Here is a 13,305-nt window from a genome sequence, read left to right on the forward strand (position 1 = left end):
CACTCCTTTCTGGTCCCGTGCGGCTGCAAATAATACTCATGCAAGAACTCACGGATCTCTTCACGCGTAAAACCCTTTTTATCAACAGGCATCGCCGGCTCCTTAAATCAACAGGTAATGAATGACTCACAACCAGCCTGACGGAGAGGGGCTCGATCACTTTCTTTAGGAAAGTGATCGAGCGTTGCTGTTTTTTCTGCAGTAAGTGAGAGAGCGTCGGTTTTGGTCGGGGGTGTGGGTGGCTAGGCGATGACGCCGTCCACCAGAGCCTTGGCCTCGGCCTGGACCTGCTTGAGGTGATCTTCGCCCTTAAAGGACTCGGCGTAGATCTTGTAGACGTCCTCGGTGCCGGACGGGCGGGCGGCGAACCAGGCGTTCTCGGTGACCACCTTGAGCCCGCCAATCGGTGCGCCGTTGCCGGGAGCTTCGGTCAGCTTCGCGAGGATGGTCTCGCCTGCCAGTTCGGTGGCGGTGACATCCGACGGCGAGAGCTTGCCGAGTGCCACCTTCTGCTCCCGGGTTGCTGCAGCGTCAATGCGCGCGTAGACAGGGGCGCCGAACTGGTCAGTCAGGCCCTTGTACAGCTGCGACGGGGACTTGCCCGTGACCGCGGTGATTTCCGAGGCCAGCAGGGCCAGCAGGATGCCGTCCTTATCTGTGGTCCAGACGCTGCCGTCCAGCTTGTTAAAGGATGCGCCGGCTGATTCCTCGCCGCCGAACGCGCCTTCGCCGGACAGCAGTCCCGGCACAAACCACTTGAAGCCAACGGGGACCTCCACCAGCTTCCGGCCCAGGCTTTCAGCCACGCGGTCGATGATCGAGGAAGACACCAGGGTCTTGCCCACCACAGAGTTGGGGTTCCAACCGCTGCGGTTGCGGTAGAGGTAGTCGATGGCCACCGCAAGGTAGTGATTGGGGTTCATCAGACCACCGTCGGGAGTGACGATGCCGTGGCGGTCGGCGTCGGCGTCGTTGCCGGTGGCGACGTCGAACGCGGCTGAACTGCCGCCGTCGGACATCCGCTTGATCAGCGAGGCCATCGCCGCCGGCGAGGAGCAGTCCATCCGGATCTTTTCGTCCCAGTCCAGGGTCATGAACGCCCATTGCGGGTCCACGGTGGGGTTCACCACGGTGAGGTTCAAGTGGTGGCGTTCGCCGATCTCGCCCCAGTAATCCACTGCGGCACCGCCCATGGGGTCGGCACCGATGCGGACACCGGCGTCGCGGATGGCGTCCAGGTTCAGCACGGACGGGAGATCGTCAACGTAGCTGCTCAGGAAGTCGAACTTGCCGGTGCTGTCCGCGGCCAGGGCGTCAGCGAGCGGAATGCGCTTCACGCCGCGGAGGCCGTTTTCAAGCAGCTCGTTGGCGCGGTTGGCGATCCAGCCGGTGGCGTCGGAGTCTGCAGGGCCCCCGTGCGGGGGGTTGTACTTGAAGCCGCCATCGGCTGGCGGGTTGTGGCTGGGCGTGACAACAATGCCGTCCGCCTCCGGGGCACCCGCAGCGCGCTTGTTGTTGTAGGTCAGGATCGCGTGGCTCAGCGCAGGGGTGGGCGTGTAGCCGTGACGGGCGTCCACAAGCACCTGCACACCGTTGGCGGCCAGCACTTCGAGGGCGGAGTTCTGCGCCGGTTCGCTGAGGGCGTGGGTGTCCTTGGCCAGGAACAGGGGACCGGTGATGCCCTGCCCTGCCCGGTATTCCACGATTGCCTGCGTGATCGCGACGATGTGTTTTTCGTTGAACGATGCCTTGAGGCTGGAACCGCGGTGCCCCGAGGTGCCGAACGCTACGCGCTGGCCGGGATCACCAAGATCCGGCGTGATGTCGTAGTACGCGTCGAGGAGCGCAGTGATGTCAACAAGGTCCTGGGGTTGGGCAACTGTGCCCGCGCGGCTAGCCATGGGACCAGCATGCCAGACGCAGGCCGGTGGCATAACGGCCTGTCCAGAATCCGGCCCCTGTGACGCGGAATGTCACGAAACAGGTAATGAAAACTGAGTACCGGGCCCAAAAGTACCTATATACCGGCTCCCGCCGCCGCTGTTACGTTCGGAAAAATCAGGAACAGTACAGCGCGACGGCGGCACTGGGGCCGCGTCGCATGCGGCAGTAGTCGGCCGCCTGGAGAGTAAGGGGGCCGGTCATGGGGGCAGGTGACGGAGCAGCCGAACAGGCAAGGCTGGCTGCAGCGAGGGTGCAGCGCCTGAAGCATCAGCTCGACCAGGCGGAGCGTGCCACCAAGGCGTGGGACGAAGGTGCAGTGGGCGAACGGATCGTGGCGGAAAAGCTGGACCTGCTCCCTGCGCACGGCTGGTTCCTGCTTCACGATGTGCACTGGCCGGGCCGGCCCAACGCCAACCTCGACCACGTGCTGGTTGGGCCCGGCGGCGTCGTGGTGGTGGACGCCAAGAACTGGACCGGCGAGGTCAGTGTCGCTTCCGGCGTCCTTTGGCAGGGCCGGTTTGCCAGGACGCAGTCCGTGGAAGGCGCCTTGGCGCAGTGCGCCGCCGTCGCGTCCGTACTGGCGCCGCCGCACCGGCGGTTCGTCCGCCCCCTGATCTGTCTCACCGGGCAGCCGGACCTGTTCGGCATCACCAGCTCCGACGTCGCCGTGGCGGGCGCAGACCGCATTGTTGCCGCCGTGCTGGCTCTGCCGACGGTCCTCGACGAGCAGGCCGTGGCTGCCCTGTATGCGTACCTTGGCCAGGAACTCACTCAGGAACCAGCCGCGGAGAGCCCTGCCGTCCGGGCTCTGACATCGAAACCGGCCGGCCCGCCGAGGATTGCGCCGTCCCCGCAGAGGCAGGCGCCGGGGACGCAGGCGTCCGGCAGGCAGGCGCGGGGGACAGCGGCGTCCGGCAGACAGGCGCGGGGGACGCCGGCGCCGGGCAGGTCACCAGCAAACGGGCCGGCGCCTGCAAGCAAGCCGGCACCAGGCCGGCCCGGTCCTCGGAACCTCGGACCCGGCGTCGGGCGTGCCACCGGCGCGGGTATCGGCAACGCAGGCCACGGTGCGGGCCGGAAATCGCGGGCCCAGCAGCAGGCCACCAGCATGACCCACCTGATGTTCCTTGCCGCCTTCGTGGTGTTCGCCGTGTACGTCCTTCCCTACTGGGGCGGGTAGTGCCGGGAGGTAGGACTGGAATGCCCGCGGCGGTAGGCTAATCAGTAAGACTTCCGAGGGGGAAACCATGAGTGACCAGCCAACGCCGCGCCCCGATTCCCAAGGTTCAGGTGCCCGCGGGACAGGCGATTCGCCGTCCGGTTACGAGCCGCCGCGCTTTGTGCCGCCACAGGGTTCCGAGATCCCCGCGCCGCCCCTTTACGATCCGAACCAGTACGGGGCAGGCCTCTACGGCCAGCCGGACAACCCGTCAGGCCAACAGCACGGAGCGCCGTACGTGCAACCGTCCAGCCCCTACGGACAGAGCGCTGGTGCGTATGGCCAGCCTTCGAACACTTATGGACAGCCAAGCCCTTATGCCCAGCCCGGCCCCTACGGCCAGCCGCAGTACTACGGCATGCCGGCAGAGCCTAAGGGCCTGAGTATTGCCAGCATGGTCTGTGGCATCGCGTCGGTCATCCTTGGCTGGCTCATGATTCCGCAGATCGCCGCCATCATCACGGGCCATCTGGCCCTTCGCCGTGAACCCTCGGGCAAGGGCCTGTCCATCACGGGCCTGGTCCTGGGCTACCTGTGTCTGCTGGGTTATGGCGCGCTATGGCTGTTCCTCGTGCTGGGGCTGATGGCGTACGGCTCCGGTTACGGCTACTGAGCGGGCGCTACGTCGCGGCGATCCGCTCCGCCTGTCCGCGCTCCGCAGTGGTCAAAACTCCGGCTGCGCTCCCACGCAGCGACCAGTCTGTTCTTACACCATCCGGACCGGTAAGGCTTCCCGCCGCCAACGCGCTGTCGATCCGCCGCCGGACCTCGCTTTCCGCCTCCGGCTCGGCTGCGAAGACCACCCTGAGCGCCACCTCGTCGCCTGCCCGCTGATGGCTCGTGTGGTGCGGTGCCAACGGGCACGGCGGAGTGTGCTCCCAGCTTCCGCATAGCTCCACCGTGATCGCTGCCCCTGGCGCCCCGGGATCGCCTTCAGCATCCATGACGAGTGACGCCTCGTGGACGTACGGTTCACGCATTATGTCCCTGCTTTCAGCGAAAACGGCCGGGCGTGCAACGGCGGCGCCGGCAGCGGAAAGGCCCCTGTCCGGGGGCCTTTCGTCGGGCGGGTGGGAGCCCGGGCGGGGGTGGGACCAGAGTGGTCAGACCCTCTCGTGGCTGCGCTCAGCGGCCGGTTCCTGCGCTTCAGTTCTCCGGCGGCGCGGGAAAGCCCAGAAGGAGAAGTCCTTGGCCGTGTAATGCGGCTCCTGACGGTCCGGCTGGGTTTCCTGGCGCGGTTCGGATTTCGGGGTGGCTTCCTTCTTGGTCCGCCAGCCGAAGTCCTCCATCGATGAATAGCACATCACAAACCTCCTCATAGTGACTGCGCTTTCAATCCTCCTCCTGATGGGTCCCGGAGTCGACACCCCTGCAGTCAGAACCCGAGCTGGGCCGCCACCTGGAGCAGCAGTGCTTCCGATCCCGCTGGCCCCACGAGCTGAATTCCCATAGGAAGGCCGTGTCCGTGCTGTCCGCCCGTCCAATAAACAGGGACGGTGATGGCCGGAAGGCCGCAGACGTTGACCATGGATGACCACGGCGCGAACTCGCACTGGCGCCGGTAGTCGCCGTCGGCGTCGTGGTCCCATTCGGCGGCGGGCCACCGCTCGCCGCCGTGAGTGGCGCCGGTGAACCAGCCAACCGGCCGCGGGGTCTGCGCGAGGGCAGCCGTCAGGATCAGGTCCCATTTGCCGTACTGGGTGATGGTGTCGCGCTCGAACTGGCGCAGGAATGCCAGTGCTTCATTCAGCTTCGCGGCGCTGCGTTGTTGGGCCCTGCGCCGAAAAGTGCGGGTCAGCGGGGTGAGGAGGGCTTCGCGGTGGGGGCTGATGCGGGCTGTGCCGACGGCGGCAGTCCAGGCTGTGGTGAAGGCGTCAGGGTAGCGGTTGTCGTAACGGATGGCGGCGTCGGCAACGCTGTGCCCGGCATGTTCGAGCATCTCCCGGCCAGTCCGCAGAGCGTCCAGGGCCTCCCTCTCCGGCCTAAACGGGAAGATGGTGGACCACGGGCTGTCCAGGGTCAGGCCGATCCGCAGCCGGCGGGGTTCGTGCCCGACGGCGCCGAGGTAGCTGCTGCCCGTGGGAGGCGTCAGCGCATCCATCATCAGTGCCGCATCCGCCGCGCTCCGGGCCAGTGGGCCCGCCACCACCAGGCGGCCGGGATCGCCAGAACTCTCGCCCGAGGGCACCAGCCCGCGTCCGGGTTTGAGGCCCACCAACCCGCAAGCCGCCGCCGGAATGCGTATTGATCCGCCGCCGTCGGACCCTGGCGTGAAGGGCAGCAGGCCCGTGGCAACCGCCGCGGCACTGCCGCCGGAGGAGCCGCCGGAACTCCGGCTCAGCGCGTACGGATTGCGCGACGGCGGTGCGATGCGGTTTTCGCTGTATGCCGTCAGTCCGAACTCCGGAACCTGGGTCTTTCCCAGTGAGACGATGCCTGCGGCTTTGAGGAGTGCAGGGAGGGCGCCGTCTACGGGAGCAGGTTTGCGCTCCAGTGCAGCGCTGCCGTGCGTGGTCACCACGCCCGCCACATCCGTCAGGTCCTTAAAGGCCACTGGCATCCCGTGCAGGAACGGCAGCTCCTCTTCGCCGCCGTCTGCCGTTCCGCCACCGGCCCCCAAGCCGAATCCTCTCCGGACCCCGGCGAATCGCTGGTCGGCTGCGTCGGCATCCACCAGCGCCTGTTCGGCCGTCACGGTGATAAAGGCGCCCAGCCGCGGATTCTGATCTTCGATGCGGGCCAGGAAATGGGCGGTGGCTTCCCGTGCGGAGACCTCCCCGCTGCGCAGCGCATCCTGGAGCCGGACCGCCGGAAGCTCGTGGATTTCAGTCCCGGCACCGGTTGGCTGCACAGCGGTCAAGGCGCCTCCTCAGAATCAGATAGAAGCGTAACCTGCCCGGACGGCAGCGGGCATGGCAGGCGCCTCGCGCTAGGCTGGGATCAGACCATGATGTTCCAAAGGAGGACTCCTGTGAGCGATTTCGATACTGTGCCAGTCAACGATGTTCCGGACGATGCTGCGATCCTGGATGTGCGCGAAGACTACGAGTGGGTGGCCGGGCACGCCGATGGCGCCCTCCACATTCCGCTGGACCAGCTTCCTGCCCGGCTGGACGAACTGGACCCGGACCAGGACCTGTACGTCATCTGCCGTACGGGAGGCAGATCGCAAAGGGCCGCCCAGTGGCTCACCGCTCAGGGCTATGCGGCCATCAACGTTGCCGGCGGAATGGACCAGTGGCTTGAATCGGGTAAGCCACTGGTCTCGGACAACGGTCTTAAGCCGCTGATCCTCTAGTCCGTTCGGGCACCAGGTCTAACTGCGTTCATCACCCTAGGGGAATATTTCATGCCGGCGTCACCCGCTACGTACACCTTTCTGGGTCCCGAGGGTACTTTCACCGAGGCAGCGCTGATGCAGGTCCCCGGCGCCGCGCTGGCTACCCGCATCCCGGCCTCCAACGTCAATGCCGCGCTGGACAAGGTGCGCGAAGGTTCCGCGGATGCGGCGATGGTCCCCATCGAGAACTCGGTGGAGGGCGGCGTTACAGCAACCCTCGATGCCATCGCCAGCGGGCAGGAGCTGCGGATAATCCGGGAGGTCCTGGTGCCAATCAGCTTTGTGCTGGTGGCGCGGCCCGGATTGAAGGTCTCCGAGATCCGCCGCATCTCAACCCACGGCCATGCCTGGGCGCAGTGCCGGCTCTGGGTCGAAGCGAATATTCCCGGCGCAGAATACGTCCCCGGTTCGTCCACGGCCGCGGCAGCCATGGGGCTCTTGGAGGACGGCACCCACTACGACGCAGCAATTTGTGCCCCCATCGTGGCTCAGGAACAGCCCGGGCTGGCTGTCCTGGCAGAGAACATCGGTGACAACCCGGGCGCCGTGACCCGGTTTATTCTGGTCAGCCGGCCGGGAGCCTTGCCCGAGCGGACCGGTGCCGACAAAACCACCGTTGTGGTCCCGTTGCCGGAGGACCGCCCTGGCGCACTGATGGAAATCCTGGACCAGTTCGCCACCCGCGGCGTCAACCTGAGCCGCATCGAATCCCGGCCCACCGGGCAGTACCTTGGCCACTACTTCTTCAGCATCGATGCCGACGGGCACGTCGGGGACGCCCGGGTAGCTGACGCCTTGGCCGGACTGCACCGGATCAGCCCCCACACCCGCTTCCTGGGTTCGTATGGCCGCGCGGATGCCCAGAGCACCTCAGTGGCTCCGCACACCTCCGACGAGGCATTCAAGGCGGCGCACGCGTGGGTGGCCGGAATTCTGCAGGGTGGCCCCTCAGCGCCTGAAACCGTTTCCGGGGCTTCGCCCACAGCGTAGGTGAATGCCGGCCAAGGTACTTCCCCGGGGCAACTACTGTGCGTATGCTTACTTGATCCACTTGGGGGATGGCCCCTAACGAAGGGAGCGGGTCATGAGCACTAGCAGCACAGACAACGACGGTCAGGGCATGATCGTAAACCCCAAGCCCACCGCAGAGAATCAGGACTGGGACGGCGACGACGCTGATCGCGCTGACCGCCTGCGCTTTGAAGAAGAGCAGGCCATGATCCGTGAGCAATCAGAGGCGCGTGCCGCCGCGAAGGCTGCAGCCGAGACCGGAACCGCCAAGAAGGCCAGCGCCTGAGGCCGGTTAACCCGCTTGCCGCTGACCCTTAGGCCGGCTGGCCCTTCACCCTGATGAGGAGGGACCGCGGCTCTACCCGGACAGTGATTTTTGTCGCTTCCCCGGTGGTGTCGCCGTCCACTTGCGTGGGCATCGGTTCGGGGCATTTGATGACAATTTTCCCTGCCCGGTACACGGTCATGATGGGCAGGTTGCCCTTGTGCTTGAAGACGATCTTGGCGTACATGGCCAACCAGCCCACGGCGCTCCGCGGGCTCATGACCACCACATCCAGCATGCCGTCGTCGATCATGGCCTCAGGGATGAAGTCGATGCCGCCGGGAATCAGCCCGCAGTTGGCGAAAAGCACGCTGCGGATGTTCCGGACCTGCTCCGGGTTGCCGTCCAGGGCGATGGATACCTTCTTCCGGCGGCCAGGCAAGTGCCGCATCCCCGCCTCCGTGTAGGCCAGCCAGCCCACGGCTTTTTTGAGCCCGTCATTGGTGTCGGCAAGGATTTCGGCGTCCATCCCGATGCCGGCGATGACCAGGAACGCGTGTTCTGAGAAGTGCCCCGTGCGTGAATTCTCGATCGCCATCCGTGCCGTGTCGATGAAGCGTTGCTGGCCGAAAAGAGCGGTCTGCACATTGGCGTGCAGGTCGTAGACGTCCAGGTCCACGTTGCGGGACAGGAGGTTGCCGGTCCCCAGGGGAATGATGCCCATGGCCACGCCGGTGTGTGCGAGGGTCTCTGCCACCACGCGCACTGTTCCGTCGCCGCCGCCCACCAGAACGACGTCGGCCTTGTAGTCCAGCGCTGCCCGGGCCTGGGAGTGTCCAGGGTCCTCAGCGGTGGTCTCCAGGAACAGCGGTTCGTCCCAGCCGGCGGAAATGCAGGCCCGCTGGATGGCTTCCCTGGCGTCTGAGGAGCGCGCCTTGATGGGGTTAAGGATCACCGCCACCCGCTGGTGAGCAAGGCCCGTTTCGTGGGCATCCTCACCCACGGCGCTGCGGATGTGAAGGGCTTTGAGCCGGCGCACGCCCCACCAACTGGAGACGGCGAAAGCCAATGCTGCCGCGCTCAGGAGGTAGAGAAGCCAGTCGTTCATGGTGCTCCAACAGTATCCCGGCGTCCGCGGCCCCGTTTCCCGTCCGTGCCGGAAGCCCGGCTCCGGCCGGATTGGATACTCTTGTCTGGTGATCGACGTAAAAGAACTCAGCGAATACCCGGACAAGTACCGTGCCAGCCAGCGCGCCCGTGGAGCGGACGAATCCGTGGTGGACGCGATTATCTCCGCAGATGCGGCCCGGCGGGCCGCGCTGATCCGCTTCGAGAATTTGCGCGCCGAGCAGAACGTCTTCGGTAAGAAGGTGGCGCAGGCCAAGGGCGACGAGAAAAAGGCACTCCTGGCCGAGGTCAAAGAGTTGGCCAACACGGTCAAAGCAGCATCGGCTGAGGCTGACGCTGTGCAGGCCAAGCAGGACGAACTGCTCCGCACCATCCCCAACCTCATTGAGGACGGCGTCCCTGAGGGCGGCGAGGACGACTACATCGTGGTGAAGACCGTCGGCACGCCCCGCGAGTTCCCTGATTTTGAACCGCGGGACCACCTGGAAATCGGCGAGCTGATCGGCGCTATCGATATGGAGCGCGGCGCCAAGGTGTCCGGCTCGCGGTTCTACTTCCTGCGCGGTGTGGGTGCACGGCTGGAGATGGCGCTGCTGCAGATGGCCATGGAGCAGGCCGTGGACGCGGGCTTCGTTCCTATGATCACGCCCACCCTGGTGCGCCCCGAAATTATGCAGGGCACCGGATTTGATGTGAAGCACGACGCCGAGATCTACCGTCTCGCCGAGGATGACCTTTACCTTGTGGGAACCTCCGAGGTGGCGCTGGCCGGCTACCACTCGGACGAGATCCTGGACCTGACCGCCGGTCCCATCCGTTTCGCCGGGCAGAGCTCCTGCTACCGCCGCGAGGCCGGTTCACACGGCAAGGACACCCGCGGGATCATCCGCGTCCACCAGTTCAACAAGGTGGAGATGTTCATCTACACCACCGTTGAAGAGGCTGCTGCGGAACACGAACGGCTGCTGGCCTGGGAAGAGGAAATGCTGGCCAAGTGCGAGCTCCCGTACCGCGTGATCGACACCGCGGCCGGTGACCTCGGCATGTCGGCTGCCCGCAAGTTCGACTGCGAAGCCTGGGTCCCCACGCAGGGCGCCTACCGTGAGCTGACGTCCACCTCCAACTGCACCACATTCCAGGCCCGCCGCCTGAACATCCGTGAGCGTGTAATCAATGCCGAAGGCGTAGCCAAGGGCACCCGCGCGGTGGCAACGCTGAACGGGACCCTGGCGACCACCCGCTGGATCGTGGCCATTCTGGAGCACCACCAGAACGCCGACGGCTCGGTCAACGTCCCGGCCGCGCTGCAGAAGTACCTCGGTGGCCTGGAAGTCCTCCCAGTCCTCTAGCTTCCGGCACCCGTGGCGGAACCGAGGTTAACACTCACAACGGGATAACCCTGTGAGTATTTACCGGCTGTTCACGGGGCGTGTGGCCCGCGTCCTAGCCGGTGCCGGGGCCATCTGTTTCACTGGATGTATGACTACATTGACTGAAGGCTCGGTCGCTGGCAACGAAGACCAGCGGAGCACAACTGAAAACAACACTGACCGGTTCATGATCGCGTTGGACGTCGACGGCACCCTGGTGGACCACGACGGCCACATGTCACCCGGCGTCCGGGACGCTGCCCAGGCTGTTGTAGCAGCCGGGCACGAGGTCATGATCGCCACCGGCCGGTCCCTGAACGCCACGCTGCCCATCATTGAGCAGATCGGCATCGGCACCGGGTACGCGGTCTGCTGCAACGGCGGCGTGACACTCCGGCTGGACCCGGCCCTGTCCGACGGCTACGAAGTGATCCACAAGGTAACGTTCGATCCCGCTCCTGCACTCCGCGCCCTCCGGTCCAAGCTCCCCACCGCGAAGTATGCGCTGGAGGACGAGGACGGCAACTTCCTGTCCACCGAGCGATTCCAGGATGCCAGCTTTGGCGTGGAGGCCATCGGCGTCGACTTCCAGACCCTCCTGGACTCCACCGCCGTCCGCCTCGTCGTGTTCAGCACTGAAAACACCCCTGAAGAATTCTCCGAAACCATCCGAGAGATCGGCCTGGCCGGCGTCACCTACTCCGTCGGCTGGACGGCCTGGCTGGATATCGCCGCGGCCGGCGTTACCAAGGCCAGCGCCCTGGAAATTCTCCGGGACCGGCTGGACATCGGGCAGCATCTCACGGTGGCCATCGGTGACGGCCGGAATGATATCGAGATGCTCAATTGGGCCGGACGTGGCGTGGCCATGGGCCAGGCGCCTGCCGAGGTGATAGCGGTGGCCAACGAGGTCACCGCTTCCGTGTACGACGACGGCGCCGCCCACGTGTTGCGCAGCCTCCTGCCGTAGCAGCTGCCGGGCTCACCCGCGCGCCATAGACTGCTCCTGTGCACTACGAGGAGTGTCCCGCCCCCGCCCGGCTGCAGCCCTACGTCAGCCACTTCTGGTTTGTGCGCGGCGCCCCCACGGCGAGGTACGAGAAAATCCTCCCCGGCCCGTTGGCGCACCTGATCCTTAACCTGTCTGCGCCATACCGCTTGATCAACCCGTTTGCCGTCGCGCCGGACAAAGGTTCCACGGAGGTCGCCGTGGGCTTCTATTCCGGCATCCAGCGCAGCTACCTCGTCAGTGAGAATCCGTCCCACTTGTTTAACGTTGGGGCGGCGCTGCGGCCGTACGGAATGGCCGCCTTTACCGACGTGCCGCCGGTGCAACTGCAGGACAAGGTGCAGGACACGGACGGTTTCCTGCCCGGCTTCGCGGACCTCCGCGCCGGTCTGGCGGATGCTGAGCCAGCGTTAGCATTTGCTGCTTTGGAGGGTTTCCTTACCGCCCGCCTCCATGACCGGGTGGACCAGCGGACGCGGGAGGCTGTGGCGCTGTTGGCGGCGGGGGACCTCCCGGTGAGCGGACTCGCCCGCCGCCTGGGCATCAGCGAATCCACCCTGCAGCGGATCATGCTCCGCGATTGCGGGCTGACGCCCAAAAGCTACGCCGATGTCTGCCGTTTCTACCGCTTCGTCAACGCCGCAGCCAGGCTCCCGGCGGACGGCGCGGGCGGGCGGGAACTGCTGGCCCTGGCGGACTACTATGACCAGCCCCATCTGATCCGGACCTTCCGGCGCTTCAGCGGCTTCACGCCGTCGGAATACCTCCGCCTCATCCGTCAGCACGGACCGGAGTACGCCACCTTTGTCCCTGTGGACAGCCCGACGGCGGCGCGCTGAGCACGTGCTGGACGCCCCCGACGCGCGGTGCGGCTTTTATACAAGCCAGCACCGGCGTGCGACCGTAAGCTCCAGTCAAGGACGCAGCCGAACGGCCGCGACCTGAAGGGGCGGCAAAAGTGGAACTGAACATCAATTGGCTGGCTGTGCTGCTGGCCGCGCTGGCCGGCTTCATCGTGGGCGGCCTCTGGTACTCGGTGCTGTTCGCCAAGGTATGGCAACGCGAGGCGGGCGTAACAGACGAGCAGTTGAAGCACGGAACAGTCAGGGTCTTTGCAGGCTCGTTCCTACTCGCCGTGGTCATGGCCGTGGCGTTGGCCGCCTTCATCGGCAACGGCGGCGCGGGCTTTGGTGCTCTTGCCGGGCTCGCCGCCGGTCTAGCCTGGGTGGCGGCTGCGCTCGGAGTCAACTACCTCTTCGAACGGCGCAGCCTCACGCTCTTTGCGATCAACGCGAGCTACAACATTGTGACGTTCACTGCGATGGGGGCCATCATCGGGGCCTTGCAGTAACCGGGGTCAGCGCACTTCGAGGATCAGCGCCAGCAGCCGGGCCGCGGCCGGACGGGCGGCGTGTTCCTCAACCCACTGTGACCTCGCCACCGCCTTGCTGACGGCCTGGGTGGTGATGCCCAGCTCGTGGGCCACAGCCTTCTGCTGCCCCCGGACTCCGGGCGTCATCAAATCCAGGACCCGCCACTCTGCCCCGCTCCGGTCGCGGACAATGTGGCCCAGCAGCCGGAGGACCGCCTCGGCCTCCTGGGCAAGGTCCGTAAAAGGCCCTTCCACGGCAACCGGGATGCGTTCCTTGCCGTTCCGAAGCCGGTCCACGGCGCGGCGGGCATACACCAGGCCGTGCCCTGAGGCGTCCTTGATCTGGTTGGGAAGCGGCTCATTGACCGGCCCAACACCGATCCCTACATACCAGGAACCGCAGCGCAACGCGACCAGCGCTGCCTCCACTGCCTGGTGCGGACAGTCCACAATGCCCTGGACCTCGTCCTCCACGGACCTGTCAAAATCCAGGCGCGCCGGAATATGCCGCAGGTCCTTCAGCAGGTGAGGGACACGGTCGCCATCGCGTCGGCTATCCGTCTGGTTGATGGTCAACGTGAACATTGTGAACAAAGACTACCCGCAGGTAGCTATCGCGGGGCAAGTCGAAGAACGGCCGCTGAAAG

At 65.8% G+C, this 13,305-nt stretch carries 15 protein-coding genes; 9 read left to right on the top strand and 6 right to left on the bottom strand.

Going from position 1 to position 13,305, the window contains the following annotated elements:
* Positions 1 to 242: 242 nt before the first annotated feature.
* Positions 243 to 1,901 carry a phosphoglucomutase (alpha-D-glucose-1,6-bisphosphate-dependent) gene (gene pgm, locus ACP7AX_RS13810; RefSeq protein WP_426227072.1) on the bottom strand — a complete coding sequence of 553 codons (1,659 nt, stop codon included), beginning with the start codon at positions 1,899 to 1,901 and terminating at the stop codon, positions 243 to 245.
* A 242-nt stretch (positions 1,902 to 2,143) separates the two neighbouring features.
* Here pgm and ACP7AX_RS13815 point away from each other — a divergent pair, with 242 nt between their 5' ends.
* Positions 2,144 to 3,124, top strand: coding sequence for an NERD domain-containing protein (locus ACP7AX_RS13815; protein ID WP_426227074.1), 981 nt, complete (start codon positions 2,144 to 2,146; stop codon positions 3,122 to 3,124).
* A gap of 67 nt (positions 3,125 to 3,191) precedes the next feature.
* The gene (locus tag ACP7AX_RS13820) at positions 3,192 to 3,776 is read left to right on the top strand and encodes a DUF4190 domain-containing protein (protein WP_426227076.1); all 585 of its coding nucleotides are present in this window, start codon (positions 3,192 to 3,194) and stop codon (positions 3,774 to 3,776) included.
* 7 nt (positions 3,777 to 3,783) lie between these two features.
* Here the strand turns inward: ACP7AX_RS13820 and ACP7AX_RS13825 are convergent, their stop codons facing one another.
* From ACP7AX_RS13825 to ACP7AX_RS13835, 3 genes are all read right to left on the bottom strand, one after another.
* Positions 3,784 to 4,143: a hypothetical protein gene (locus ACP7AX_RS13825; protein WP_426227078.1), complete on the bottom strand. Its 360-nt coding sequence runs from the start codon at positions 4,141 to 4,143 to the stop codon at positions 3,784 to 3,786.
* Between the two features lie 123 nt (positions 4,144 to 4,266).
* Positions 4,267 to 4,467 (bottom strand): hypothetical protein, encoded by a 201-nt coding sequence (locus ACP7AX_RS13830; RefSeq protein ID WP_426227080.1) that lies wholly within the window; start codon positions 4,465 to 4,467, stop codon positions 4,267 to 4,269.
* Positions 4,468 to 4,538: 71 nt separating this feature from the next.
* Entirely contained in the window at positions 4,539 to 6,023 is a 1,485-nt protein-coding gene (locus ACP7AX_RS13835; protein ID WP_426227082.1) for an amidase, read from the bottom strand.
* Between the two features lie 111 nt (positions 6,024 to 6,134).
* On the opposite strand from ACP7AX_RS13835, the gene ACP7AX_RS13840 reads away from it, so the two are divergent.
* The 3 genes from ACP7AX_RS13840 to ACP7AX_RS13850 all read left to right on the top strand — a co-directional run bounded on the left by ACP7AX_RS13840 (position 6,135) and on the right by ACP7AX_RS13850 (position 7,800).
* The gene (locus tag ACP7AX_RS13840) at positions 6,135 to 6,461 is read left to right on the top strand and encodes a rhodanese-like domain-containing protein (RefSeq protein ID WP_131684839.1); all 327 of its coding nucleotides are present in this window, start codon (positions 6,135 to 6,137) and stop codon (positions 6,459 to 6,461) included.
* Positions 6,462 to 6,512: 51 nt separating this feature from the next.
* On the top strand, positions 6,513 to 7,493 hold the full coding sequence (gene pheA / locus ACP7AX_RS13845; RefSeq protein WP_426227084.1) for a prephenate dehydratase: 981 nt from the start codon (positions 6,513 to 6,515) through the stop codon (positions 7,491 to 7,493).
* Positions 7,494 to 7,587: 94 nt separating this feature from the next.
* Positions 7,588 to 7,800 (top strand): hypothetical protein, encoded by a 213-nt coding sequence (locus tag ACP7AX_RS13850; protein WP_131684837.1) that lies wholly within the window; start codon positions 7,588 to 7,590, stop codon positions 7,798 to 7,800.
* 28 nt (positions 7,801 to 7,828) lie between these two features.
* Here the strand turns inward: ACP7AX_RS13850 and ACP7AX_RS13855 are convergent, their stop codons facing one another.
* Positions 7,829 to 8,887, bottom strand: coding sequence for a diacylglycerol/lipid kinase family protein (locus ACP7AX_RS13855; RefSeq protein WP_426227087.1), 1,059 nt, complete (start codon positions 8,885 to 8,887; stop codon positions 7,829 to 7,831).
* A gap of 88 nt (positions 8,888 to 8,975) precedes the next feature.
* Here ACP7AX_RS13855 and serS point away from each other — a divergent pair, with 88 nt between their 5' ends.
* The 4 genes from serS (at position 8,976) to ACP7AX_RS13875 (ending at position 12,637) form a co-directional block, all read left to right on the top strand.
* Positions 8,976 to 10,256 carry a serine--tRNA ligase gene (gene serS / locus ACP7AX_RS13860; RefSeq protein ID WP_426227089.1) on the top strand — a complete coding sequence of 427 codons (1,281 nt, stop codon included), beginning with the start codon at positions 8,976 to 8,978 and terminating at the stop codon, positions 10,254 to 10,256.
* 130 nt (positions 10,257 to 10,386) lie between these two features.
* The gene (locus ACP7AX_RS13865; protein WP_131684834.1) at positions 10,387 to 11,247 is read left to right on the top strand and encodes a Cof-type HAD-IIB family hydrolase; all 861 of its coding nucleotides are present in this window, start codon (positions 10,387 to 10,389) and stop codon (positions 11,245 to 11,247) included.
* Positions 11,248 to 11,285: 38 nt separating this feature from the next.
* Entirely contained in the window at positions 11,286 to 12,125 is an 840-nt protein-coding gene (locus tag ACP7AX_RS13870; RefSeq protein ID WP_426227091.1) for a DUF6597 domain-containing transcriptional factor, read from the top strand.
* Between the two features lie 119 nt (positions 12,126 to 12,244).
* Positions 12,245 to 12,637 (top strand): DUF1761 family protein, encoded by a 393-nt coding sequence (locus ACP7AX_RS13875; RefSeq protein WP_131684826.1) that lies wholly within the window; start codon positions 12,245 to 12,247, stop codon positions 12,635 to 12,637.
* A gap of 6 nt (positions 12,638 to 12,643) precedes the next feature.
* On the opposite strand, the gene ACP7AX_RS13880 is transcribed toward ACP7AX_RS13875, so the two are convergent.
* A complete protein-coding gene (locus tag ACP7AX_RS13880; RefSeq protein ID WP_426227093.1) occupies positions 12,644 to 13,243 on the bottom strand; it encodes a hypothetical protein in 600 nt (199 codons plus the stop codon).
* Positions 13,244 to 13,305: the final 62 nt, after the last annotated feature.

It is taken from the genome of Pseudarthrobacter sp. DSP2-3-2b1, assembly GCF_049895945.1.
Taxonomy (GTDB): Bacteria; Actinomycetota; Actinomycetes; order Actinomycetales; family Micrococcaceae; genus Arthrobacter.